This window comes from Metabacillus bambusae (genome assembly GCF_017497975.1).
Lineage (GTDB): Bacteria > Bacillota > Bacilli > Bacillales > Bacillaceae > Metabacillus > Metabacillus bambusae.
The window spans coordinates 296,905-322,281 of record NZ_JAGDEL010000002.1 but is presented as its reverse complement, the minus strand read 5'-3'; the positions used below and the strand labels follow the sequence as shown (position 1 = coordinate 322,281).

Here is a 25,377-nt window from a genome sequence, read left to right as displayed (position 1 = left end):
AGCTTGTAAAGGAGGGATTTTTTTGGCTAAGTTCCGCGGTCGTCGTCCGCGTAGAGGGCCTTTGCCTTTTCGCTATGTGTTATTACTAACTTTGGTTATTTTTATAATTTTAACAGCAACAAGTTTTTGGATAGTTAATGTTCAGATTGAATCAACAATGATGAAAATCGCAAGGTTAGAGGCTAATAAAGTAGCAACAACAATTATTCATGACGCAGTTGAAGAGGAGATCCTTACTAAAGAGGAACAAGAGGATTTAGTGATTATTGATAAGGATAATGAGGGAAACATCAATTCATTTAGCTTTAATCAACGAGCAGTAACTGCAGCCAAAAAAAGGGTAACTGACAATGTAACCAAAAAGCTTGGTGAGATTGAAAGGAATAATTTCCATGATATAACCCCTGAACAAGCAAGAGATGATGGGATTATTTATGAGATCCCATTAGGTAAAATAACAGATAATGCAATCTTAAGTACACTTGGTCCTGGTATTCCAATAGAATATTATTTAATAGGTGATGTTTTTACAGATATTAAAAGTACGACAGAGGAATATGGGATTAATAATGCAAAACATGAAATCGTAATTTATGTTGAAGTGAGTGTACAGGTTGTTATTCCATTTGCTACAGAGGTGGTAAAAGCAGAAAATACAATTCCAGTTATTATTCAGACTGAACAAGGAGACGTTCCACAATATTTTAATGGAAGTGGCGGTGAAGATGCTGACCACTCAATAGAATTACCAAAAAAACCATAGTTGCTACTTAATCCATACTTTGTTAAACTATAAAATGTTGAAAATCAAATATTGACCTAACCACCTTATCTCAAGATGAGGTAGAGGAGCGAAAAACAACAGTACAATATGTGAGAATGACACCGATGACCATATTGGAAAGGGCTTTTCGCCGAAGTAAATGAAATAGTCATGCTTCATTTACTGGTATTACTTTGAATAAGGGTAATACTGTCATTATAGAGTTTTCTATAATGGAGGGCTACTGATCGGGATGGAGGATAACATAACATTATTCGTAAAAAGAGTAATGATAGTTATTTTCTATCATTACTCTTTTTGTGTGCATTTTTTTCTAAGTGTCCATAGAGTACGTTGAAAAGTTAGTTGTGAATGCCATAACTAATTTTATCCTTGCATCGTCAATAGAACCTTCCAAACTATTAATATTCTAGGGAGGCTTAACACTTCATGTCAGGCACAATTTATTCAATTATTCCTCCTCTTTTAGCCATTATAATGGTTATATTAACGAGAAGAGTATTACTTTCTCTCGGAGTAGGAATTCTTTCAGCAGCATTATTAATCACAAATTTCTCAGTTGTTAAAACTGGAGTTACTATTTTTGAAGCGGTAAAGGCCATTTTCATCTCAGATGGTGAGCTAAATACGTGGAATGTGTACATCTTATTTTTCTTACTTATTTTAGGTGTCGTTACAGCTCTAATTTCTATATCAGGTGGAAGCAGAGCCTTTGGTGAATGGGCAGAAAAGCGTGTGAAAACACGTGCTGGTGCTCAATTTACCGCAGCTTTATTGGGGATGTTAATCTTTATCGATGATTATTTTAATGCTCTTGCGGTTGGTCAAGTGAGCCGTCCGATTACTGATCGCCAAAGGGTTTCTCGTGCAAAGCTAGCCTATATCATTGATTCAACCTCTGCACCAGTATGCGTTATTTCACCTATCTCAAGTTGGGGAGCCTATATTATTGCCATGCTCGCTACAATTTTTGCAACACATGGTGTAACGGAATTCACTCCACTTGGTGCGTTCATGACAATGATTCCGATGAATTATTATGTTTTTGCCGCTTTGGTTCTCGTATTTGCTGTTGCCTATTTCAACATAAATTTAGGAAGCATGAAGGTACATGAAGAGCGTGCGATTCAGACTGGACAAGTTGTTGATCCAGCTAAAGAATCTCTAGGTGATGTAAAAGAGGATCTACCAACTAGTGACAAAGGTACGATCGGTAATCTTGTATGGCCAATTATTGCTTTAATTGTGGGTACAGTAGCATCGATGCTTATTACTGGCTACACAGCAATTGAAGACAAAACAGGCGCGACGATCTTTACTATTTTTGAAAACACAGATGTATCAGCATCACTTTTATATGGGGGACTATTTGGACTAGCTGTAACAATTTTATTATTTTTTGTTAAGGGCATTAAAGTTAACTATTTTCCGTTAGCTGTAAAAGAAGGAATAAAATCAATGCTTCCAGCAATTTATATTCTAATGTTTGCTTGGGTTATTGTTGATTTAATTGGTCAATTAGAAACAGGTGAATACTTAGCTAGTTTAGTTGAAAAATCGAATCTGAATGTCGCATATCTACCGGTAATCCTATTCCTTTTAGGAGCATTTATGGCATTTGCTACTGGTACTTCTTGGGGTACATTTGGCATTATGCTACCTATCGCAGCCGAAATCACTGCTGCAACAGATATTAATATGCTATTACCAGCAATGGCTGCCGTACTTGCAGGATCAGTGTTAGGGGATCATTGCTCACCAATTTCTGATACCACAATTCTTTCCTCAACAGGAGCAGGAAGTCATCATATGGACCATGTCATGACACAGTTGCCATATGCTTTAATTGGCGGAGGTTTAGCAACAATCGGCTACCTTGTTTTAGGTCTAACAGGAAGTGGTATTATAGGATTAGCTGTTGTGATTCTGTTGTTAATCGGCTTTATTTTCACTTTTGCAAAAAGAGATAAGGCTGTATAAATTGAAAAGGGTATAGGTTTAACGCCTATATCTCTTTTTTTTCTAATAATTACCAATATATACTATTAAATAATAGTTTTGTGTGATGAGGGAAGATATTTTAATATTACTATTTGATATGAATTGGCAAAAAGTGAAAAATATTATTTAGTTAAGTCTATTAAGTGGTTGCTTTAATAAGCTAATAAACAAAAGAAAAAAGTTAAAAATGTACCTAAAAATATTATTTTAATATGATATATCCATATTTTGTTTATTAAAATTGGAAAGTTCTGAAAAAACTATATTAATATGATTTTTTTGAAATTTTTATATAGACATAGGAATAAAGTCCATTTATACTATGTATAGATTATAGTAAATAATCAGAAAATTATATAATTTCAAATTGTTTCCACATTTAAAGGTGCTATTTGAAAAGGGGGAAATTTAGATGGAAAATCGTCCACAGTGGGGGACAAGGGCAGGCTTTATTATGGCAGCCGTTGGTTCTGCAGTTGGTTTAGGTAATATTTGGCGTTTCCCAGCAACAGCCTATGAAAATGGAGGAGGAGCGTTCTTCCTACCATATTTATTTGCTTTATTAACTGCTGGTATCCCATTACTAGTGATGGAGTTTACATTAGGACATAAATATCGTAGTTCTGCTCCGTTGACATTTGCAAAAATAAGCAAAGGAAAAGAATGGATTGGTTGGTGGCAATTAGCTATATCATTTGTTATTTCTTGTTATTACCCAGTTATCATTGCTTGGGCATCATCCTATTCTATTTTTTCATTCAATCAAAATTGGGGTAGTGATACAGAAGGATTCCTTTTTGGTGAATATTTAAAGTTAGCTGAAACTCCTGGTGATTTCGGTGGTTTAGTACCGGGCGTATTAATTCCATTAATTCTTGTGTGGGTAGTTACTTTAGGAGTACTATTTGCGGGAGTTAAAAAAGGAATTGAAGCTGTAAATAAAGTTTTCATTCCAGTATTAGTGGTTATGTTTACAATCATCGTTATTCGTGCACTTACACTTGATGGTGCAGCACAAGGCTTAGAGGCATTCTTTAAACCTGATTGGAGTAAAATCCTTGACGGTAAAGTTTGGGTTGCAGCTTACGGTCAAATTTTCTTCAGTTTATCAATTGCATTTGCTATTATGATTACTTATTCAAGTTATCTACCGAAAAAATCTGATATTACAAATAATGCATTTATTACAGGTTTCGGTAACTCAGCATTTGAAGTTCTTGCAGGAATCGGAGTATTTAGTGCCTTAGGATTTATGGCAGCACAACAAGGTGTGCCTGTGGCAGAAGTAGTTTCTTCTGGAGTTGGCTTAGCATTTGTTGTATTCCCTCAGATTATTAATGAATTTCCAGCTTTTAACGGTCTATTTGGATTTTTATTCTTTGGTTCATTAATATTAGCCGGTTTAACATCATTAATATCAATTATTGAAACATATGTTGCTGGTATTCAGGAGAAATTTAACATTTCTCGTACGAAAGCTGTTGCAATCGGTGGTGGTTTAGCAGCAATTGCTTCATTACTATTTGCAACTAGAGGAGGACTATACTTCCTTGATTCGGTTGATTACTTTATCAACACATTTGGTGTAACATTGGCTGGTTTAATTGAAGTGTTAGCTATTGCTTGGTTTGCTAAGGAATTGAAAAACATTCAAAAGCATGCAAATGATTTATCAGACATTCAAATTGGAACTTGGTGGAGAATTTGCTTAAGTGTTATTACACCAATCGTTTTAGGTTATATGATGTTCGATAATTTAAGAACAAATTTAACAAGTGAATACGGTGAGTATCCACGTGAATTCTTATTCAATTGGGGATGGACAGTTGCATTAGGTGCAATCTTTGTAGGTGTACTATTCTCAATCGGGCGTAAAAAGAAGGAAGAATCATTAGCTTCGTCAAATAAGGAGGTATCTCGATAATGAGTGCATCTGCTATTACAATGATGGTAATTGGTATTGTGGTTGTTTGGGGAGGCTTGGCTGCAAGTATTACAAATGCAGTCGTAAAGGCAAAGCAAAGTAAATAAAATGTAAATAATAGGCTGACTGCTAATGTCAGCCTATTATTTTTTGTGTTGGCTCTGTTAAACTTGGTTGTTTATTTCCGCGCAGGCGTTCGCTTCCGCGGGCAGTCCGTGAGCCTCCTAGGTGCTTTGCACCTGCATGAGTCTCCCTTGGACTCGCCCTCCTACAGGAGTCTCAAGCCCTCTGCTCCAATCAACAAAGTACCAAAATCAACAGCGAACTTTAACTGAGCCTTTATGTTAATAATTATCTTTTATTTCTCTCTGCTCGCTCCCATGCTTTTAAATGTGGATAAGGGTCAAATGACCACTCGGTTCTCCCATTATCCTTATAAAGACCGTAATGTAAGTGTGGAGGGAATTTTCCAGCAGTACCTGGAGGTCCGTAACCTGAGCTTCCAACTGAACCGATTAGTTGTCCTGGTTCAACAATCTGTCCAGTTTGAAGACCATCTGCAAAACCATTTAAATGGGCAAAATAGTGGTACGTATTATCAATATCTCTAATCCCAACTCTCCAGCCACCATATCGGTTCCAACCCTTCATTTCAATAACGCCAAAACATGTTGCACGCACAGGAACCCCATAATTAGCAAAAATATCTGTCCCTTCATGAATACGTCGACCACCCCAACCTCGAGCATCACCCCATGTGTTATTGTAGCTATAATTATGGTTTAGAGGTACAGGAAATGCATGCTTATCTAAATCTAAACGGCCATACTTTTTATACAATTTCATATGACCTAAAATAAGTCCTACTGCTTTATCACGTTGATAATAATCCCATAAGCCAATTTTTAGGTTTTCAATATCTGTCCCATATGATTGTAAAAAATGTGCAAAAGAATAGAGTATATCTTCGTCATTTTTAGGGTCAGCTCGTTTGTCCCCATTACCGTCTTCACCAATTCCTCCAAACAACCCTATAGTTAGAGGGTTTTGGTCTTCTTTATTTGGATTAAGAGGACCACTCCATACCTCTGGCTTGAAATATATTTCAATCAATCCTTCGGCTTTGGGGATATCATTGCGGGAATGGCGAACATTTCTCTCATATTGATCAATGGACGCTAATACATACCAAGGTATATTTGTTACAGTTTCTGTCTTTTTATATAAGCTCATTAGCTTTTGGTATTCTTGATTTTGATCAGTTTCAGCACCAAAAGCTAAAGGTTGAGCTGAAAAACTAATCACCATAAAGATTATAATGGAACATAGAACTTTGCGCACAGTAATGAGCTCCTTTCAGCCATTTCATGTATTCCGCATTAACTGGCAGTATTACCTGTTCTTCCGCTTACTGTCTAATAGGAATAGACCTGCCAAAAGAGAAGTTTCTCTTAATAGTTTGGTTATCAATTTGTTTTTCATTAATAGAAAATGTTAGAAATTGCAAAAGACCCTTTCCCTTGTCCCGCTCGATGTCATATGTTAAAGTTGATACGGATATAAAAAACTTAAAGAGAAACATGAAAATTATATTTTTAGATTACATAACTGGAGATGAATCTGATGGCGAAAAAGGAAGAATATTTACGTAAGCCAGAATGGTTAAAAATAAAATTAAATACAAATGAAAATTATACTGATTTAAAGAAACTTATGAGAGAAAAAAATCTTCACACGGTTTGTGAGGAAGCAAAATGTCCAAACATACATGAATGTTGGGCAGTTCGTAGAACAGCAACATTTATGATCCTAGGTGATACTTGTACCCGTGCATGCCGTTTCTGTGCTGTAAAAACCGGTCTTCCAACAGAACTTGATTTAGCAGAACCAGAACGTGTTGCAGATTCTGTTGCTTTAATGAATCTAAAGCACGCAGTTGTTACCGCTGTGGCTCGTGATGATTTAAAAGATGGTGGAGCAAAGGTATTTGCAGAAACTGTCCGTGCCATTCGCCGTAAAAGCCCGTTTACTTCCATTGAGGTGTTACCTTCAGATATGGGCGGGATTTATGAAAACCTTAAAACGTTAATGGACGCAAAGCCTGATATATTAAACCATAATATAGAAACAGTACGTGAGCTTACCCCAAGAGTACGTGCTCGTGCTAAATATGACAGATCTTTAGAGTTCTTAAAACGTGCAAAAGAAATGCAACCGGAAATTCCTACTAAGTCTAGCTTAATGATTGGATTAGGCGAAACGAAGGAACAAATCATTGAAACAATGGATGATTTAAGAGCAAATAATGTTGACATTATGACAATTGGTCAATATCTACAGCCAACAAAAAAACACTTAAAGGTACAAAAATATTATCATCCAGACGAATTTGCAGAACTACGTGAAATTGCTATAAGTAAAGGCTTTAGCCATTGCGAAGCTGGTCCTCTTGTACGTTCTTCTTACCATGCAGACGAGCAAGTTAATGCTGCTGCAAAGCAAAAGCAAGCACAGGCTTAAACAGTATTTAGACTATAGTTTATAAAAAAGGAAGAGGTAGTCACTCTTCCTTTTTTGTAGTTATTCCTTTGTCTTCTGTTTAAATCTCGTCTTTTCGTAGTTATCCTTCATATCATCATCTAGTTCTTCATTCATTTCACCATAGCCTTCTCCATTAGCATTTTCACCCTTATTTAAAGCACGACCTTGTGGTGACTTTAACATTTCTTTTATTGTCTTGTTTAAAATTTGGTCAATATCGCGACTATTGGAATCCAAAGGACTAAATGCTTCAATTTGTTGAATCATATTCACATCATCTGAAACATAGACGTGGTAATACCTTGGGACTGCAGATAAAGCGGTTTTCTTAACTTGGTCTGCCGTTTCAAAGCGATTATCAGAATCTGTCTCATAGGCAACTAATACTTCTTCATCTGTGACTAATGTCGCAACATCTTCTACGTTTGGTAACTGGACAATTAAGCTGCTAATCGTGTTTGCAGCTTGCTCTCTATCTAAGCCTGGAGTTCGGGTAAACGTTACATCCTGTGCAATGCCACTTTTTTGATGACGTACATAACCAAAGTTGGCTGATTTGCTATTATTTAAATTTGTATGACCTTCCTCATTGTAAAGGTCGGTTCGATCCTGTACATTTATTGTATTACCACTTTCGTGTAAAAATTGAGCATCTTCTTCAGCGCCATACTGACAAGCAGTTAATAGAGATAAACCAACAACACTAATCGCTAATTTCGTTTTTATCACTATTAGCACCTCCTCAACATTAGGATGACCAAAGATAATAGAAACTTTCTTAGTAATTGATGGTTGGGTATGATTAGATTATGATAAGAATAAGGAATATGATGAGGTGAATCAAAATGATTTGTGTTCAGAACCAATGTTTTGAATTAGTTAAAGAAGAAAAAAGTGGTTTTAATGAAGATGCATTTAAAGAAAGATACAGTGATATCTTAAATAAATATGACTTTATTGTTGGAGATTGGGGATATAATCAGCTAAGGTTGCGTGGTTTCTTTGATGATCAAAATCAAAAAGCATCCTATGACACCAAGATAAGCACATTGGATGAATATATTTTTGAGTATTGCAATTTTGGTTGTGCTTATTTTGTATTGAAGAAGTTAAAAAAATAAAACGTGGCTAAACCAAGCCACGTTTTCCTTATTCATTAAATTTTAGAAGGAAAAATGACAAATTATTAAATAAGCTGATATAAAAAGTCACGTAATTCCTCAGCATCCTCTTCACCTAGCTTATAGGCAAATTCTAAATATCCTGGTTCTTTTAGATCATCCTCGCCAATTATTGCGAAGCGATTACTTTGGATATCGAGAACAATATGTTTGCCATAGTATCGGTCACTTTGAATAATTGCTAGATCAAATCGTTGATTTTCTCCCATAAAACTCACAAATCTCGTTTTCGTATCTACTGTATCATCGTATAAAAAAAAGCGTTCAGACATAAGTTTCTCTCCTTTTAAGTTGGTCATTTCGTTTTTTCTCATGGACTATTAATCAACAGTGTTGATTAACAAATCCTTTCTCATAACACACACATTTGAAAATTTTATCTTCAGAATTTTACATAACTTCAATTTAAAGACAAGTTCATCATAACAAATAGAAGGAAATCTTTTAAATAAAAATAAAAAAAGAAAAACAGAATTCAAAATAAAATTTTTCAAGAAATTAGTCGAAATTTCCATAATTGTGTTAAAATATGATTACGTAAACGGTGTCTACCAGAAGGGTTGAGTATTCATGAACAGTGGCTTTTGGGATATGCAATTCAGAAGAATTAAAAAGTGGAATAAACTTTTTTTACCACATCACAAATTACGTTATTACCCACCAAAATTTGTACTCAGAGACCCTGTATTAGAGGGAGTCTATCGTGCACTGTCAAATGGACAGCAAGTCGCAGTAGTCGTTATCTCTACCTCAAATCTTCGAGAGTTATCCCAACAACTTGAACTAAATCAACTAAACGAATACAAAGAGGAACTTAGAATAGGGTTTAAACATATTTTTGAGGATTCAGTTTATAAAAATGATTTACTTGTTGTTCATGATTATTATAGCGATGGATTAACAATTTTTCTTAAAATAAATGACGAAAAACAAAGTGTCATGCAGATTGAGAATATGTTAAAGACACTAACACCAAAGTTAGAAAGATGGATCTATACTAAATACCCGTATTTTAATCATACATTTGATATTGGATATATGTTTATTGAAAGGCTACATTGTACAACACAGGATGCACTTTATACAGCACAACAGCAAGCTGTGGCAATGGCAGAAAAACGAATACAATCTCGGTATATAGAAACATTAATCGAGATGCGGGATATCATCCAAAAGCGTGAGATTACATTATTAGCACAACCAATTATTGATTTGTCTACAAATAAAATTAAAGCGTGGGAAGTTTTAACAAGAGGTCCAAAAGGAACAGTATTTGAGAACCCCCTACAATTATTTTCCTTGGCAAGACAATCAAACCTAAACTACGATTTAGAGCTGTTAGTATTAGAAAAAGCGTTCAAGTTGATTAACCGAGTCGGTTGTTTGGATGATGTTTTCATTAATTTTACGCCACTTACATTAGGGAACAAACGCTTTATCCCTGCACTTAATAAGCTTTTAACGAACTTTCCAGAGATTAAACCTAACAAAATTATTTTTGAAGTAACAGAGCGGGATTCGATAGAGGGGTTAACGTTTTTTCATGATAACATTAAACAATTGCGTCAAAAAGGATTTCGTATTGCAGTAGATGATACAGGTGCTGGTTATTCTAGTCTTCATACAATAAGTGAACTCCTACCAGATATTATCAAAATTGACCGGTCTGTCATACAAGACATTGATACAAACAAAGTAAAAGAATCAATGCTAAAAGGGTTAATTTTGATTGCGAAAGAAACAGGTTCACTCGTAGTTGCAGAAGGAATAGAAAAAAAAGAAGAAGCAGACGTTCTAGTAAGAAATCAAGTCGACCTAGCGCAAGGATACTTTTATGCAAAACCTGGGACGTTAGAGAAAGAACGAGTTGCGTTACTATAACTTATTGGCTCTTAATGGTCAGTCGTCCTGATACTGCCAGTTAAGAATAGGATAATGGATGGTGAAAACAATGTACTTTGTTGATCGAGAACAAATAGAAGCAAAATTAACTTTTCTAGAAAATCAGTTAGAACTTTTTAAAAGTCAAGCAGAAGAATGGACTAACGCTATTGAGAGAGTGGCCCTTGAAAGAATCTGTCATATGAGCATTGAAACTATTCTCGATGTTGGGAATGCAATAATCGATGGGTTTATTATGAGAGATCCAGGAAGCTATGAAGATATAATTGATATCCTATTGGATGAAAAGGTAATAAACAATGATGAAGCAGTTGGCCTTAAAGAAGTAATTCACCTTAGAAAAGTGTTAGTTCAAGATTACTTAGATGTTGACCATGAAAAGTTAGTACTTACGTTTGTAACTCATGAAAATAATCTAAAATCGTTTCCAACCAATGTACGAAATTACATAAAAAACGAACTCGGACCAGTCACAGCTTTTAAACCTGTGTAAAACAAGCAGTAATATTACAAGTAAACGAATAGGCACAAAAGGGTGACTCTGATTAGTCACCCTCTTTCAAATTGAAAATAACAGGAAAGAAGTGATTCAAGTGAAGCAGTATAAAGGTTATTTAATTGATTTAGATGGTACGATGTATAGAGGAACGGAACAAATTGAGGCAGCAAGCGAGTTTGTTGCTTATTTAGTGAAAAATCAAATCCCTTACTTATTCGTAACAAATAATTCCTCACAAACACCGGAACAAGTAGCGGAAAAGCTAACGCAATTTAATATTCATGCAACAAAAGAACATGTTTTTACAACAAGTCAAGCTACTGCTAATTTTATATGGGGGAAAAATCCAGAAGCTAGAATATTTGCTATTGGTGAAATAGGGCTAAAACAAGCATTAGAGATTAGAGGCTTAAAGCTTGTAGACCAAGACCCTGATTTTGTAGTAACTGGGATTGACCGAGAAATAACGTATGAAAAGCTGGCAAAAGCCTGTATTGCAGTAAGAAACGGTGCTACATTTGTATCAACAAATGCAGATATTGCGCTTCCTACTGAGCGTGGCCTCTTACCTGGGAATGGAGCACTTACGTCTGTTGTTTCAGTATCGACAAATACTCAGCCGATTTTTATTGGGAAACCAGAAACAATCATTGTTGAACAGGCATTACAGGTGTTAGGAACAGATAAAAGTGACACATTAATGGTCGGAGATAATTATGATACTGATATAAAGGCTGGTATCAATTGTGGTTTAGATACGTTGCTTGTGCATACAGGTGTGACATCTAAAATCCAGTTAAAAGACTATTCTATTCAGCCGACCTATACAGTGGATTCATTAGCAGATTATGTGTGTGGGGTAATTCGAAATTAAAAACAAAAGCAATTGGCCGCTTGTTGCACCAATTGCTTTTGTTCTCGTTTAAGGAAATTATAAAATTCTTGAACTGTGGATAAGCGCACGACATCCAGCTCCAGCCTAGCCCCTCGAGGTCATAAGCTAATTTAGAATTGAAGGCAAAGAACGCTTTCTATTCTAAATCAACTTATTTGCCTGAGGCTGATCGAGGCGCCCTGAGCTTTTGTTCTTATTCAACATCTCGAGCTCGGTGTGCTAGTCTGCTTGAGGCAGCTGCTGCAATCGCTCCTACAATATCGTCTAAAAATGTATGACATTTTCCTGATGATTTATCATTTAAGTATTGCAGAATACCTGGTTTAAGCTTGTCAATATACCCGTAATTTGTGAAGCCGATTGAACCATAGATGTTGACAATTGAAAATGCTAGAATTTCGTCTACTCCATATAAGCTCTCATCAGTCTCAATGATATTCTGTAATGGCTCCTCCAATTGACCCTTTTCAGCTAATACATCAAATTGAATACCAGTAAGAACAGCATTTTGGACCTCTCTTTTCGTAAGAACGCGGTCAACATTATCTAAACATTCTTCCATTGTTAAATCAGGGTGATACTTTTCCTGTAAAAAGTATACTAGATCAGCAATATCTTCGAGTTTTACGCCGCGTTTAACCATCCATTCCCTTGCTGTTTTTTCAACGAGATCCATCTTTTCTTCACTTTTCATTTAACCATCACCCAATTCTTTATGTTTTGAGCATTTATTTAGTTTATGACGCATATATGCCAAATATTCCAGTAATAAGTCGGACACTCATACTTCTCTTAATTTAGAGGGAATATTCAATACTCTGTTAACAGTCTAAACAAATCTAATAAGAATAAACGACTATCCTTATATTCTTCTACAAAACATTAGTACTCCCTGCTTTAATTAATCATAAACTTAAGAAAAATGGATTACGATAGAATAAGGATATTTGTTCAGGAGGGATTAAAATGAAGAAAACAATTTTCGAAGAGTATGGAATAAAAGTTCAAGAGATGACAAAACTTGGCGACTACGACTCTTTTTATCTGCACCAAACCCATTTTCTACTAATACCTGTCACACATATAGATGAGGAAGAACTATATGAGTTATATCAATTAAGTCAATTTATGTTAGAAAAAAGAGAGCCTTATATTTCAAGCATTGTTTTAACTAAAAAAAACCATATGTTTTTTGAGAAGGATGAAGCAAAATATGCAATTATCAAATGTTCATCATATACACAAGGGAGGTTTAATCAAATTGGTAGAGAATTAGCTCGATTTCATCAAAAGGCGAGATCTTATCCCTATCAAGTGTCAAAAACACAGCGAATTGGCCAATGGAAATTTCTTTGGGAAAAGCGCTTAGATCAATTAGAGTCATTTTGGATGGGGAGGGTGCATAACCAACCACTAAATCAGTTTGAAAAAATGTTTGTAGAGTCCTTCCCCTATTATTTAGGATTAGCTGAAAATGCAATTCAATATTTAGTAGATACAGAACTAGATGAAGAGCCACAACCGATTGACTCAGGAACTATTTGTCACCATCGTTTCAACTCTACAACATGGAATCCGATAATGTGTGTGAAATTACCAACCGAATGGGTTTTTGATCATGGCAGTAGGGACATTGCAGAATATATGAGACATCTTTTCTTTGAAAATCAAGAGGAATTAAAAATAAATGGTTTCAGCTTTTTAGAAGATTATGATCGTACAACACCACTTTCAGCATTCTCATGGAGACTTATCTATAGTAGATTATTATTCCCTATTCATTATTTTGAGTGTGTAGAAAATTATTATTTGTCACAAGAAGATGATAAACCATTTTTTGAGGAAAAAATGAACGAAATACTGAAAAATTCAAGTCAGTATGAATCATTCTTACGAAGTTATTCAAGTATGTTGTCTATGAAAACAAAAAGAATTGTTGTACCAACGGTCGAATGGATGTCTTCATAAAAGATTACTTAAAAATTAAGGTGGCTGATTCAATTTCTTTGAAATTCGGATCAGTCATTGTATTTATATTAATAAAAAGTACATTTAGTAGGGCTTGTGGTAAAATAAGGGTACCGACTATAACTTTCTGAGGTGATCATATTGACTACAAGGCCTTATATTTTTGTGACAAGGAAATGTTCAGAACAACAGCTTCAACCACTTTATGAAATAGCAGATGTAGAAATGTGGCCAGAAGAGGAAACACCTTGTCCAAGAGATTTATTACTTGAGAAAGCAAAAAAAGCTGATGCACTATTTACAATGCTTTCAGATTCTATTGATAAACAATTATTAGATGTAGCTGGGCAGTTAAAAGTCGTAGCAAATCTAGCAGTTGGATATGATAACATTGATGTTCATTATGCGAATGACTTAGGAATTGTTGTCTGTAATACTCCAGATGTATTAACAGATACTACTGCGGATCTAACGTTCGGTTTAATTCTTGCAACAGCACGCCGATTACTAGAAGCTGCTGATTATGTGAAAGATAATCAATGGAAAAGCTGGGGACCATTACTACTAGCGGGTTATGATGTCCATCATAAGACAATTGGTATTGTTGGGATGGGGAAAATTGGACAAGCAGTTGCAAAACGAGCAACAGGCTTTGACATGAAGATTCTCTACCATAACCGAACAAGAAATGAGGAGGCAGAGACTAAGCTTGGTGCCATCTATTCTACGTTTGATGAATTGATATCAAATGCTGACTTTGTCGTTTGTTTAGCCCCATTAACTGATGAGACTCGTGAGCTTTTTAATAAGGATGCTTTTATTAAAATGAAAAACTCAAGTATTTTTGTCAATGCAAGTCGAGGTGCTGTTGTGAATGAAGTTGACCTTTATGAAGCACTAATCAACAATGAAATTGCTGGTGCTGGGCTTGATGTATTTTTGCAAGAGCCAATCGAATCGAGCCACCCATTAGTGGGGTTACATAATGTTGTTGCATTACCACATATCGGGAGTGCAAGCCTTGAAACAAGATATACGATGATGAATTTATGTGCAGATAACATTGCGTCTGTCCTAAAAGGAAATACGCCAAAAACAAAGGTCATCGTAAAATAAGAACAAATAATATACTGAAAAACTTTATACATACCAAAAGTGAGTTTGAATTTTAAAAAATGTTTAAAAAATAAAATCCTTATATAGCAACAAAGGTAGCGTTTTCATTATAAAAACTGAAAATTCGCCCTTGTAAAACAGTTCTATGCATTTTATAATGACAAGTATATTAATGGTGTCTTTTATGAGGGTACAGTTGTACTCTCTGGATGAACATGAAAAGGAGTGGAACTTGTGGAAGCAATACATGTTGGACTTTTAGGTCTTGGAACGGTTGGAAGTGGTGTTGTTAAGATTATCGAGGATCACCAAGATAAGTTAATGCACCAAGTTGGTTGTCCAGTAAAAGTAAAAAAGGTATTAGTGAAAAATATGGATAAAGAACGACAAGTCCACCTTGAAAAAGAGATCTTTACCACAAATGTAGATGATGTAATAAAAAACCCTGATATAGATGTTGTTATTGAAGTAATGGGCGGCGTAGAAGAAACTCGTCAGCATTTAATTGAAGCACTACAAGCTAAAAAACACGTTGTTACAGCGAATAAAGATTTAATGGCAGTGTACGGAACAGAACTACTCTCTATTGCAACAGAGAATGGCTGTGACCTTTTCTATGAGGCAAGTGTAGCAGGCGGTATCCCAATTTTACGCAGCCTAGTAGATGGCTTGGCTTCTGATCGAATTACAAAGATGATGGGGATTGTTAACGGAACAACGAACTTTATCTTAACAAAAATGACGAAGCTCGGAAGTGCATATGACGAAGTATTAAAGGAAGCTCAAGATCTGGGGTATGCGGAAGCTGATCCTACATCAGATGTTGAGGGCTTGGATGCAGCTAGAAAAATGGCCATTCTTGCTCGCTTAGGCTTTTCAATGCATGTTGACTTAGACGATGTAAAAGTAAAAGGAATTTCAAGTGTTACTGACGATGATATTGGCTATAGCAAGCGTCTTGGCTACACAATGAAGTTAATCGGAATAGCACAAAGAGAAAATGGTAAAATTGAAGTTGCTGTTGAACCGACCTTACTACCTGAATCTCATCCATTAGCTGCTGTGAATGACGAATATAACGCAGTGTATGTTTATGGTGAAGCAGTTGGTGAAACGATGTTCTATGGTCCTGGAGCGGGAAGTCTTCCTACTGCAACATCTGTTGTATCTGATTTAGTCGGTATCATGAAAAACATGAGACTTGATGTCAATGGAAGAAGTGCAGTTGCCCCTCAATTCGAAAAGCAGTTAAAAAGCCCAGAGCATATTTACGCACAGCATTTCTTAAGAATTACAGCGAAGGATCAAGTAGGTGCATTCTCAAATATCACATCCCTTTTCTCTGAAAGAGGAGTTAGTTTCGAGAAAATCCTTCAGCTCCCAATTAAAAATAGCAATCTAGCAGAAATTGTGATTGTTACTCATAAAGCAGCTCAAAGCGATTTTGAAGAAATTTTACAACATTTAAATGACTTAGAAGTAGTAGAAGAAGTAAAAAGTACGTATCGAGTAGAAGGGAACGGTTCAATATGATGTGGAAGGGTCTTATCCAAGAATTTGCAGAATTTTTACCCGTAACAGAGAATACACCTAAGTTAACTCTTCAAGAGGGAAATACGCCTCTTATTCATTTACCAAAGCTTTCTGAAAAGCTTGGAGTTGAATTATATGTGAAAACAGAAGGTACAAATCCAACTGGTTCATTTAAAGATCGTGGAATGGTAATGGCTGTAGCAAAAGCTAAGGAAGAAGGTAGTGACACAGTTATTTGCGCTTCAACAGGTAATACTTCCGCAGCGGCCGCAGCTTATGCTGCAAGAGCGAACATGAAATGTATCGTGTTAATTCCAGACGGAAAAATTGCATTTGGTAAGCTTGCACAAGCGGTTATGTATGGAGCAGAAATTTATGCGATCCAAGGAAATTTCGATCATGCGCTAACAATGGTTCGAAACATAAGTGAGAAACTACCGATTACTTTAGTTAACTCGGTAAATCCATATCGAATTGAAGGCCAAAAAACTGCTGCATTTGAGGTATGTGAACAACTCGGTAGTGCACCAGATTATCTTGCTATTCCTGTAGGAAATGCAGGTAACATCACAGCTTACTGGAAAGGCTTTAAAGAATATAATGAAAAGAAACAAACGGGCTTACCGAAAATTCATGGCTTCCAAGCTGAAGGTGCAGCTGCTATCGTTCGTGGTGAACCAATTGAAAATCCTGAGACAGTTGCTACAGCTATTCGTATCGGAAATCCAGCAAGCTGGGAAACAGCTGTAAAAGCGAAGGAAGAGTCAAATGGTAAAATTGATTCTGTTACTGATGAAGAAATCCTAGAAGCTTATCAATTAATTGCTCGTGAGGAAGGTGTATTTGCTGAACCTGGCTCTTGCGCATCAATAGCTGGTTTGATCAAGCATCGTAAATTAGGCCTTATTAAAGAAGGCAGCAAGGTTGTTGCTGTTTTAACTGGTAATGGTTTAAAAGATCCAAATACTGCGATCGATATTTCAGAAATCAAACCAATTGTTCTTCCGAATGATGAGGAAGTCTTCTTACAGCAATTAAATGGAGTTACAGTTCAATGAAAGAAGGCGACATGTTAAAAATTACGGTACCGGGTAGCACGGCCAATTTAGGTCCGGGATTTGATTCTATTGGGCTTGCGCTCGGTAAATATTTAACACTTGAAGTAACTAAAGCAGATCAACTTCTTTTTATCCCAATGACTGAACATGTTAAGGACCTTCCTACAAATGAGGATAACTTAATTGCAAAGGTAGCTAATAAGACAGCTTCTAAATATAATAAACAATTGCCTGCTTGTGAAGTAAAGGTATGGAGCGATATACCGATGGCAAGGGGGATTGGCAGCAGTGCATCAGCTATTATTGGTGGAATTGAGCTTGCAAATCAGCTTTGTAACCTTCAATTAACAAATGATGAGAAATTAAGGATAGCAAGCCTTGAAGAAGGTCATCCAGATAATGTTGGTGCTTCCCTTTTTGGTGGGTTAGTTGTCGGTCTTCATCAAGAGGATCAAACAGAATTAGTTTGTGTAAAAAATATAGATGTCGACACAGTTGTTGTTGTACCTAAATATGAGGTATTTACAAGTGATGCTAGAAACGTCTTACCAGAATCACTTGATTACAAAGCAGCAGTAGAAGCAAGTGCAATTAGTAATATGTTAGTCGCTGGACTTCTCACGAACAATTGGACGCTGGTAGGGAAAATGATGAACAAAGATCTATTTCATCAGCCATATAGAAGCAGTTTAATCCCAGAGATTGCTGCGGTTCAAGAAAAGATACTTGATCTTGGTGCATACGGTTCAGCCCTTAGCGGTGCGGGTCCTACGGTTATTTGTTTCGTTGAAAAAGGAAAAGGTGACTATTTAGCTGAAAAACTGGCAAGTGAGTTCTCAAGCTGTGATGTTGAGCGTCTTGACATTGACTTTGAAGGCTGTAGAGTAGAGCAGATTAAAGAAGTGAAAAGTGTATAATAAAGATGGAAGTTGCCTGCGTTTTTTCTAGAATGCCAATATTGTGTGAAAGACTGGTTGAACCATCAGCCAGTCTTTCTATTAAAAAGGCTCAATTAAAGCTCACTGTTGATTTTTGCACTTTGTTGATGGGAACGTATACGTGAGACTCCCGGACCAGCACACGGAAAGCGAAAGCCTGCAGCGGAAATCAAAAACCAAGTTTAACAGAACCAATAAAAAAAGGACTAACCATTTTGGTCAGTCCTTTCCTTTTATTAAAATACTTGTTCTACTTCAATAACACCTGGTACTTCCTCTAATAAAGCACGTTCAATACCAGCCTTTAATGTGATTGTTGAACTAGGGCAGCTTCCACAAGCACCTAATAGGCGAAGTTTTACAATACCGTCTTCTACATCTACTAATTCACAATCTCCTCCATCACGAAGTAAGAATGGACGTAGTTTATCTAATACTTCTTGAACTTGTTCAATCATTACTGTTTCAGTCATACAAATCGACTCCTTTCCTTATTTCATATTATATTTGAAATGTAGCGAAAAATCTAATCGAAAGATTGGATATAATAAAACTTGATACAGCTTATTTTATCATATTTTTTCATTTTAAAAAATGGTACATCTAACTAACGATAAGATGGAAATCTTTCATTCAGTCGAATACAATGGAGAAAAAGAATTGTGGTGGGGGATTAGGAATGAAATCAGTTGAAATTTGTGTATATGGGGCAGAAATTCTTTGTCCTAGCTGTGTGAACTTACCATCGGCTAAAGAAACATATGAATGGCTTGATGCAGCTTTAAAAAGAAAATATCAGGATCAGCATTTTACGATTACCTATATTGATATTCATCAGCCTCCAAATGACCCTAAAAAGCAGGAAATGGCTGAGAAGGTATTAAATGATGAATACTTCTATCCACTTGTTGTCATTGAAGGTACGGTTGTTGGAGAAGGGAATCCGCGATTAAAAAAGATTTATGAAACTATGGAACAATATGGATATGAGAGTTGAAGAAGTCAATAATAAAGGCTCTTTTCTAAGAAATTGTTGCTTTTGAAACAAAAACTAATTCAGGTTGATTGGAGCGTAAGTGCGAGACTCCTGCGGGAGCTGCGGGACAGGTGAGACCCCACAGGGTGTTAACACCGAGGAGGCTTACCGTCCGCCCCGCGGAAAGCGAGCATCTCTCGCTGCAATCAACCACACCGCTTTACTTGGTAAATAGCAACAAAGTTTGCGAAAACAGCTATAATAAATAAGCGGAAGACTCAAAATTTAAGTCTTCCGCTTGTTCTATTTAACCATTATGATATTTATACATCCATAATACCCCTGATTTTAACAAACGTGGTACTCGTCCCATTAGTGGACGATCGTTTACTAAACCAAAGCCTTGTTTTTTACCAAGAGATCCAAGAACACCTTTAAGTTTAAATGGAGGGAATGATTCTGGAAGAGGCTCCCCATTCCATTTTTTTTGTAACACTTGAACAATTTGTTCTGCTTGCGCTTCTGCTAGTTGAGCACTTGGTGCATGTGGAAGACTAGCACAGTCACCTACGACAAATGCATCTTCATAATTTGGGATAAAGTGCTGAGTTGTTAGGACGACACGACCTTGAGCATCTTTTTCAACTGGAAGGTCACGTACAATTTTATTAGGTTGAATACCTGCTGTCCAAACAATCACATCACAATCAAATGGTTGATCATGGTTATAAACAACATTAGGTTCAACTTTTGTGATATTAGCACCATTAATTATTTCAACTCCGTGCTCTGTAAACCATTTTTCTACATAGCTGCTTAGTCGCTCAGGGAAGCTAGCTAAGATATGCTTTCCTCTGTCAAATAACTTAATATTTAAATCTTTACGGCTTTCCCTTAGTTCACTTGCAAGTTCTACACCGCTTAGCCCAGCCCCAACAATTGCAACAGTAGCATCAGCATTTAAATTGTTTAACTTTTGATAGGCTTCACGTGATTGATCAATTGATTGGATGCTATAAGTATATTCATTTGCACCAGGTACATTATGATACTTGTCCTCACAGCCTAATCCAATGATTAAGTCATCATAAGGAACAATCTCTTCTTCATTTATAACAACTTCTTTTTTATCAAGATTTACAGAAGTCACTTCCCCAAACTTTGAATGGAGACTTGGATGTTCAGGAAAAGAAACACGAATGTGATGATCTGAAATTGTACCGGCTGCAAGTGCATAATACTCGGTTTTTAGACAATGATATGGATTTTTATCTATAAGTGTAATTTGAACATCTTCTGGCAAATGGTTTGGTAACAATCTAAGTAGAATCCGCATTCCACCGTAGCCACCGCCAAGAATCACTAGATTCTTCATCTACGATACCCCTTTTTCCCCACGTTTTTGATGTTGATGATATAATAAAAATCAAGAAATAATACGTTAAATAATTCAAAATTTCATAAAAAGTATAACGAATTTAAGCTGAAATCACAACACATTATCATAAAAAGCTTTAATTAAAATAGTGAGATTTACTCTTAGAACATAACTGTGCAACACAATGATGGATTATTTAGTTATTGTTTACAAGAAAATAATCTTTTTTCAAGAAAAAATTTCCCATCTAATAAGTGTGCCTTGACCAAAATATAATAGTATAATAAAGTTTGGACGTAAGTGTTTATTCCTATGAGAATAGGGAGCAGTAGAGAGGTGTAAAAAATGAAGCCGATTATTGAGTTTTGTATAAGTAATTTAGCAAATGGAGCTCAAGCTGCATTAGAACAGCTTGAAAAAGATCCAAATTTAGATATTATCGAATATGGATGTTTAGGATATTGTGGTAAATGTAGTCATTCCCTTTATGTATTGGTTAATGGAGAAATTGTTACGGGAACAAATCCTAATGAGCTTGTTGAAAATATTTATATCTTTTTAGAGGAAAACCCAATGTTTTAATAGCTAAAACCGATATGGAGTATTATCGCAACGATATAAAATAAAGGAAATGAATAGCTAAAAGCCCGTTTCCTTCATAATCATAAAAAGGAGCTGTTATAGTACCAGCTCCTTTTAAACTTTATCCTAATTTCTTTTCTCGCATTTCAGCCCATCGATCTTTCGCCATTTCAACAATACCTTTTTCAAATGTTTCTTTTTGCTTTTCTATGACACGTGAGAAATATTTTGTTGCCTGTTCTCTCATTCCGAGTCTTCTACTTAAGTCTCCAATGATATAAAGGAGCTTTATTTCAGAAAGGTGTGTCTCTGCAAAATCTCCAATCATATAAGAGTTCACATATTCAGTAAGTGCTAATCGTAAAAAACGTTTTTCCTCTTCTAGATTTATTCTTTCTGTACGATATAGCCATGATAATCGTAAATATAGTCCGGCTAGCGCTATATGCTTTTCATTTTTTAGTGTGGCACAATAGATTGCCAATTTATAAGAATTAATCGCCTGATCTAGTGATCGTTCAATACAGTAGTCCGTTCCAGTCCAATTTGCACATATCTTTTCTTGAATGGTGTTTAAAGTAGTGGGAGGAAAATAGGATGAAAATTCTTCAGACGAAGAAAAACCACAGGTCGGACATACTTGGACATAGTATAATAATGGGTTTTTCTTTGTGGACACATAGTATGAGCAAAAATCAGTATCATGTTTATTGGCTCTAACATATTTAGATAAAACCTTTTTTGTTGTATACTTTTCCTTACAGATTATGCATGTAACGGTTTTATTATATAAATAATCTAGTTCTTTTATCACGATCACCCACCCCTTTATACCTAAAATAAAAGATGTGATATTTTTATTTAATAAGTAAAGTATACCAAAAAATAAGAAAAAAGAACTAGTTTGATTGTAAATTTTAAGAGGAATAACAATAAAAATAAAAGCCTCCTACAACGACAGGAAGCTTTTACTTCTATAAAACGGGGGATAATTGTATTGTGTTCATATTTCCAACATTTTATACTAATAAAAACAAAATCTTTTGGAGGATAAAATGACTTCATTTAAATTCACAAAAATGCACGGACTAGGTAATAATTATATATATGTAAATCTTTTTGAGGAGCAGCTTGAAGAAGCGAAATTACCTGAAATCGCTAAACAAGTATCAAATGTTTATACTGGAATCGGCTCTGATGGATTAATTTTAATCTGTCCTTCTGATAAAGCTGCAGTGAAAATGAGAATTTTTAATAACGATGGCTCAGAAGGTAAAAATTGTGGCAACGGTTTACGATGTGTTGCGAAATATGCTGTTGAGCATAAATTAGTAAAAGATACAGAATTTAAGATTGAGACGTTATCAGGTCTTGTAGAAGCAAAAGTGCAGCTTAAGAATAATCAAGTAAAATTAGTAACAGTTGATATGGGTGAACCACGATTATTAAAGTCTCAAATCCCAATGGCTGGAAATGGTAATGAAAAAACGATTAATGAAAAAATGGAATTTGACGGACAACTATATGAAGTAACAACTGTATCTATGGGAAATCCACATGTGATTTTTTATGTAGATGACATCAATCAGGCACCTGTAACAACATTAGGACCAATCGTTGAGAAGGATGAACGCTTTCAAGAAGGTGTAAATGTAGAGTTTGTACAAGTGGTATCAGAAAGGGAGCTTCATTTTAGAGTATGGGAAAGAGGTTCAGGCGTAACACAAGCTTGTGGTACAGGTGCTTGTGCTGCAGTTGTTTCATCTGTTCTAAACAACTATACAAATCATGGGGAAGAAACCACGGTTCATCTAGCTGGAGGAGATTTGCAAATAAATTGGACGAAGGCAGGAACTGTATTAATGACTGGCCCAGCAGAGGTTATATGCGAAGGAACCTATTATTTGAGTGAGTGAAGACTAAGTTGTATACTAAACATATAATCCTTTCATACTGAATAAGGAGGTATACGGATGAATGATGTAGTTATAATTACAGAAGCTGCTGCTTATCAAATAAAAGATATGATGAAAGATCATGAAGAAGAAAATGCTTATCTTCGTGTAGGGGTAAAAGGTGGAGGCTGTAGTGGTCTATCTTATGGAATGGGATTTGAACACGAAATCACTGAGGAGGATCAGGTTTTAGAGCAACATGGATTAACGATCCTCGTAAAAAAAGAAGATGCTCCTATATTAAATGGAACTAAAATTGATTATAAGCAATCAATGATGGGCGGGGGCTTCACAATCGATAATCCTAACGCAATCGCTAATTGTGGTTGTGGGTCATCGTTTAGAACTGCGGCAAATACAGGTACTCCTGAAGAGTGTTAAAACACTTACTGAAAAATGGATGCCAAAATACCTAAGTAAGTATTGGAAACAGACTTTCTTAAGCTGTGAATTTTTCTATTCATAGTTAGAGATGGTCTGTTTTTTTTATGAAGGTAGGAGTTTTTATTTCTCCTATAGAATAAGTAGATAAGATATGATTAGGAGAGTGAGAAGAAATGAAAATTAAAGTTATCATGAATAGTGGAAAAGAGTACGTGGTAGTAGAAGATAGTTATTCAGTAAATGACTTTAAAAAAACTCTTTACAATGAACATCCTAATGGTAGTGTGCTGCATAATGGTTTCATCTATCTTGATCATGCAAAAAAAATTACGATTAACCCTACTCATATCTCCTCAATTGAAGTATTACAAGAATAATTAAGTCAGAAAATAAACAAAACGACTGATCCAATACAGTCGTTTTGTTTTATAGAAAGAAAATAATTAGTTAAACAAACTTGTACTATGTAAAGGCTGGACACGCGCTTTTGGATCCATAAATGCTTTTGCATTATTAACTGCAGTCGGAGCTTCACCAAATCCGCTTGCAATAAGCTTAACCTTCCCATCATATGTACAGATGTCACCTGCCGCATAAATGCCTTCAATATTTGTTTCCATTTTAGAATTAACAATAATAGAGTTTTTCTCTATTTCTAAACCCCAATTTTTTATAGGTCCAAGTGAAGAAACAAAGCCATAGTTAATAATTAAATCATCAATATCAACCACTACTTTGCGATCACCTTTTACTTCCTCTAATACGAGCTGTTCAATGTTTTCCTCACCAATAATCTCAGTTGGAACATATGGTGTTAGAATATTTACCTTAGAATTCTTTAATAACTCTACACTATGTTCATGAGCTCTGAATTTATCACGTCTGTGAATAAGGCTAACACTTTTTGCAATAGGTTCAAGCATAAGGGCCCAATCTACTGCGGAGTCGCCCCCACCACAAAGTGCAACGCGTTTACCTGCAAATTTATTTAAATCATCTACAAAGTAATGTAAATTTTTGTTTTCATAGTTTACAGCTGTATCGAGCTCTAGCTTTCGAGGTTGGAATGCTCCATTACCTGCAGTAATGATGATTGTCTTCGTATAATGGATTTCGTTGTTTGTTGTTAGCTTAAATACACCATCAGCCTGTTTCTCTACATGTTCAACAGCTTGCTCTAGAGCAACAGTTGGTGAAAATAGTCCCATTTGTTCTTTTAAATTATCAACGAGCTCCTGGGCTCTCACCTTAGGAAAGCCTGCGACATCATATATGTATTTTTCAGGATATAATGCGGAAAGCTGACCACCCAGTTGGGGAAGACTTTCAATTATTTTGACGCTTGCTTGTCTCATTCCGCCGTAAAAAGCAGTAAATAAACCTACAGGTCCTCCACCGATGATGGTAATATCATAAACCTTAGTATCTTCTTTCACATGTCATCCTCCTCTTTAAGACTATACAATACCTATGTAGAAATCTTACCATAAGTGAATTGACTATTTCATTTACTTTTACTTGCTTGTTCTAAATATCATATGACAAAGTTCGGTTCTTTTTTTGGAGAATGTTGTTATATTTATGTGCTTTAAATAGTATTTGCCTTAAAAAAATAAGATTATAAAATATTTTCAGATAAATTAATACTCTTTTGTAAGAAAAAATTACTTGAAAAATTAATTTTAAATAGATAATATGGAATATAGGTGTAATTATATATATTTATTTGTATTATCAGGGAAATATACCTTCTTTATGCGAA

General features: G+C 35.5%; 27 protein-coding genes and 1 riboswitch. Of the genes, 19 read left to right on the top strand and 8 right to left on the bottom strand.

Going from position 1 to position 25,377, the window contains the following annotated elements; translation table 11 throughout:
• Positions 1-22: 22 nt before the first annotated feature.
• The 4 genes from yunB to I7822_RS04095 all read left to right on the top strand — a co-directional run bounded on the left by yunB (position 23) and on the right by I7822_RS04095 (position 4,816).
• A complete protein-coding gene (gene yunB, locus I7822_RS04110; RefSeq protein WP_207975494.1) occupies positions 23-763 on the top strand; it encodes a sporulation protein YunB in 741 nt (246 codons plus the stop codon).
• A 73-nt stretch (positions 764-836) separates the two neighbouring features.
• A riboswitch (Lysine riboswitch) is annotated at positions 837-1,015 on the top strand.
• A gap of 198 nt (positions 1,016-1,213) precedes the next feature.
• The gene (locus I7822_RS04105; RefSeq protein WP_207975493.1) at positions 1,214-2,764 is read left to right on the top strand and encodes a Na+/H+ antiporter NhaC family protein; all 1,551 of its coding nucleotides are present in this window, start codon (positions 1,214-1,216) and stop codon (positions 2,762-2,764) included.
• Positions 2,765-3,197: 433 nt separating this feature from the next.
• Complete coding sequence (locus I7822_RS04100) at positions 3,198-4,709, top strand: sodium-dependent transporter (protein WP_207975492.1); 1,512 nt, start codon at positions 3,198-3,200, stop codon at positions 4,707-4,709.
• Positions 4,709-4,816 (top strand): methionine/alanine import family NSS transporter small subunit, encoded by a 108-nt coding sequence (locus I7822_RS04095; protein ID WP_083964563.1) that lies wholly within the window; start codon positions 4,709-4,711, stop codon positions 4,814-4,816. The genes I7822_RS04100 and I7822_RS04095 overlap by 1 nt, the downstream gene beginning before the upstream one ends.
• 244 nt (positions 4,817-5,060) lie before the next feature.
• Here I7822_RS04095 and I7822_RS04090 read toward each other — a convergent pair whose 3' ends face one another.
• Positions 5,061-6,050 carry a M23 family metallopeptidase gene (locus tag I7822_RS04090; protein WP_307847675.1) on the bottom strand — a complete coding sequence of 330 codons (990 nt, stop codon included), beginning with the start codon at positions 6,048-6,050 and terminating at the stop codon, positions 5,061-5,063.
• A 282-nt stretch (positions 6,051-6,332) separates the two neighbouring features.
• Between I7822_RS04090 and lipA the strand changes: the two genes are divergently transcribed.
• Positions 6,333-7,229 carry a lipoyl synthase gene (lipA, locus tag I7822_RS04085; RefSeq protein WP_207975491.1) on the top strand — a complete coding sequence of 299 codons (897 nt, stop codon included), beginning with the start codon at positions 6,333-6,335 and terminating at the stop codon, positions 7,227-7,229.
• A 60-nt stretch (positions 7,230-7,289) separates the two neighbouring features.
• On the opposite strand, the gene I7822_RS04080 is transcribed toward lipA, so the two are convergent.
• On the bottom strand, positions 7,290-7,979 hold the full coding sequence (locus tag I7822_RS04080) for a YhcN/YlaJ family sporulation lipoprotein (RefSeq protein WP_307847674.1): 690 nt from the start codon (positions 7,977-7,979) through the stop codon (positions 7,290-7,292).
• A gap of 116 nt (positions 7,980-8,095) precedes the next feature.
• Here I7822_RS04080 and I7822_RS04075 point away from each other — a divergent pair, with 116 nt between their 5' ends.
• The gene (locus I7822_RS04075; RefSeq protein WP_066330361.1) at positions 8,096-8,371 is read left to right on the top strand and encodes a YutD family protein; all 276 of its coding nucleotides are present in this window, start codon (positions 8,096-8,098) and stop codon (positions 8,369-8,371) included.
• A 65-nt stretch (positions 8,372-8,436) separates the two neighbouring features.
• On the opposite strand, the gene I7822_RS04070 is transcribed toward I7822_RS04075, so the two are convergent.
• Entirely contained in the window at positions 8,437-8,703 is a 267-nt protein-coding gene (locus I7822_RS04070; RefSeq protein WP_207975490.1) for a DUF3055 domain-containing protein, read from the bottom strand.
• Between the two features lie 298 nt (positions 8,704-9,001).
• Between I7822_RS04070 and I7822_RS04065 the strand changes: the two genes are divergently transcribed.
• From I7822_RS04065 to nucF, 3 genes are all read left to right on the top strand, one after another.
• Positions 9,002-10,312 carry an EAL domain-containing protein gene (locus I7822_RS04065; RefSeq protein WP_243459247.1) on the top strand — a complete coding sequence of 437 codons (1,311 nt, stop codon included), beginning with the start codon at positions 9,002-9,004 and terminating at the stop codon, positions 10,310-10,312.
• 70 nt (positions 10,313-10,382) lie between these two features.
• Positions 10,383-10,826 (top strand): DUF86 domain-containing protein, encoded by a 444-nt coding sequence (locus I7822_RS04060; protein WP_207975631.1) that lies wholly within the window; start codon positions 10,383-10,385, stop codon positions 10,824-10,826.
• A 100-nt stretch (positions 10,827-10,926) separates the two neighbouring features.
• Positions 10,927-11,706 carry a 5' nucleotidase NucF gene (gene nucF / locus I7822_RS04055; RefSeq protein ID WP_207975489.1) on the top strand — a complete coding sequence of 260 codons (780 nt, stop codon included), beginning with the start codon at positions 10,927-10,929 and terminating at the stop codon, positions 11,704-11,706.
• A 214-nt stretch (positions 11,707-11,920) separates the two neighbouring features.
• On the opposite strand, the gene I7822_RS04050 is transcribed toward nucF, so the two are convergent.
• The gene (locus I7822_RS04050) at positions 11,921-12,421 is read right to left on the bottom strand and encodes a phosphatidylglycerophosphatase A family protein (protein WP_207975488.1); all 501 of its coding nucleotides are present in this window, start codon (positions 12,419-12,421) and stop codon (positions 11,921-11,923) included.
• Positions 12,422-12,693: 272 nt separating this feature from the next.
• Between I7822_RS04050 and yutH the strand changes: the two genes are divergently transcribed.
• From yutH to thrB, 5 genes are all read left to right on the top strand, one after another.
• Positions 12,694-13,695, top strand: a complete 1,002-nt coding sequence (yutH, locus tag I7822_RS04045) for a spore coat putative kinase YutH (RefSeq protein ID WP_207975487.1) — start codon at positions 12,694-12,696, stop codon at positions 13,693-13,695.
• Positions 13,696-13,836: 141 nt separating this feature from the next.
• The gene (locus I7822_RS04040) at positions 13,837-14,811 is read left to right on the top strand and encodes a 2-hydroxyacid dehydrogenase (RefSeq protein ID WP_207975486.1); all 975 of its coding nucleotides are present in this window, start codon (positions 13,837-13,839) and stop codon (positions 14,809-14,811) included.
• A gap of 234 nt (positions 14,812-15,045) precedes the next feature.
• Positions 15,046-16,344 (top strand): homoserine dehydrogenase, encoded by a 1,299-nt coding sequence (locus I7822_RS04035; protein ID WP_207975485.1) that lies wholly within the window; start codon positions 15,046-15,048, stop codon positions 16,342-16,344.
• On the top strand, positions 16,344-17,402 hold the full coding sequence (gene thrC / locus I7822_RS04030; RefSeq protein WP_207975630.1) for a threonine synthase: 1,059 nt from the start codon (positions 16,344-16,346) through the stop codon (positions 17,400-17,402). The genes I7822_RS04035 and thrC overlap by 1 nt, the downstream gene beginning before the upstream one ends.
• Positions 17,399-18,319 (top strand): homoserine kinase, encoded by a 921-nt coding sequence (gene thrB, locus I7822_RS04025; RefSeq protein WP_207975484.1) that lies wholly within the window; start codon positions 17,399-17,401, stop codon positions 18,317-18,319. Before thrC ends, thrB begins: the two co-directional genes overlap by 4 nt.
• Before the next feature lie 257 nt (positions 18,320-18,576).
• Here the strand turns inward: thrB and I7822_RS04020 are convergent, their stop codons facing one another.
• The gene (locus tag I7822_RS04020) at positions 18,577-18,813 is read right to left on the bottom strand and encodes a NifU family protein (protein WP_066330351.1); all 237 of its coding nucleotides are present in this window, start codon (positions 18,811-18,813) and stop codon (positions 18,577-18,579) included.
• A 206-nt stretch (positions 18,814-19,019) separates the two neighbouring features.
• On the opposite strand from I7822_RS04020, the gene I7822_RS04015 reads away from it, so the two are divergent.
• Positions 19,020-19,337, top strand: coding sequence for a YuzD family protein (locus I7822_RS04015; RefSeq protein WP_207975483.1), 318 nt, complete (start codon positions 19,020-19,022; stop codon positions 19,335-19,337).
• A 286-nt stretch (positions 19,338-19,623) separates the two neighbouring features.
• On the opposite strand, the gene I7822_RS04010 is transcribed toward I7822_RS04015, so the two are convergent.
• Entirely contained in the window at positions 19,624-20,691 is a 1,068-nt protein-coding gene (locus tag I7822_RS04010) for an NAD(P)/FAD-dependent oxidoreductase (RefSeq protein WP_207975482.1), read from the bottom strand.
• Positions 20,692-21,039: 348 nt separating this feature from the next.
• Between I7822_RS04010 and I7822_RS04005 the strand changes: the two genes are divergently transcribed.
• Positions 21,040-21,276 (top strand): YuzB family protein, encoded by a 237-nt coding sequence (locus tag I7822_RS04005; protein ID WP_066330348.1) that lies wholly within the window; start codon positions 21,040-21,042, stop codon positions 21,274-21,276.
• 121 nt (positions 21,277-21,397) lie between these two features.
• On the opposite strand, the gene I7822_RS04000 is transcribed toward I7822_RS04005, so the two are convergent.
• On the bottom strand, positions 21,398-22,087 hold the full coding sequence (locus I7822_RS04000) for a DUF2225 domain-containing protein (RefSeq protein ID WP_207975629.1): 690 nt from the start codon (positions 22,085-22,087) through the stop codon (positions 21,398-21,400).
• Between the two features lie 244 nt (positions 22,088-22,331).
• Here I7822_RS04000 and dapF point away from each other — a divergent pair, with 244 nt between their 5' ends.
• The 3 genes from dapF to I7822_RS03985 all read left to right on the top strand — a co-directional run bounded on the left by dapF (position 22,332) and on the right by I7822_RS03985 (position 23,992).
• Entirely contained in the window at positions 22,332-23,192 is an 861-nt protein-coding gene (gene dapF / locus I7822_RS03995; RefSeq protein ID WP_207975481.1) for a diaminopimelate epimerase, read from the top strand.
• Between the two features lie 57 nt (positions 23,193-23,249).
• Positions 23,250-23,612, top strand: coding sequence for a HesB/IscA family protein (locus I7822_RS03990; protein WP_207975480.1), 363 nt, complete (start codon positions 23,250-23,252; stop codon positions 23,610-23,612).
• A gap of 176 nt (positions 23,613-23,788) precedes the next feature.
• Positions 23,789-23,992: a hypothetical protein gene (locus I7822_RS03985; protein WP_207975479.1), complete on the top strand. Its 204-nt coding sequence runs from the start codon at positions 23,789-23,791 to the stop codon at positions 23,990-23,992.
• A gap of 66 nt (positions 23,993-24,058) precedes the next feature.
• Here the strand turns inward: I7822_RS03985 and yumC are convergent, their stop codons facing one another.
• Positions 24,059-25,051 (bottom strand): ferredoxin--NADP reductase 2, encoded by a 993-nt coding sequence (yumC, locus tag I7822_RS03980; protein WP_207975478.1) that lies wholly within the window; start codon positions 25,049-25,051, stop codon positions 24,059-24,061.
• Positions 25,052-25,377: the final 326 nt, after the last annotated feature.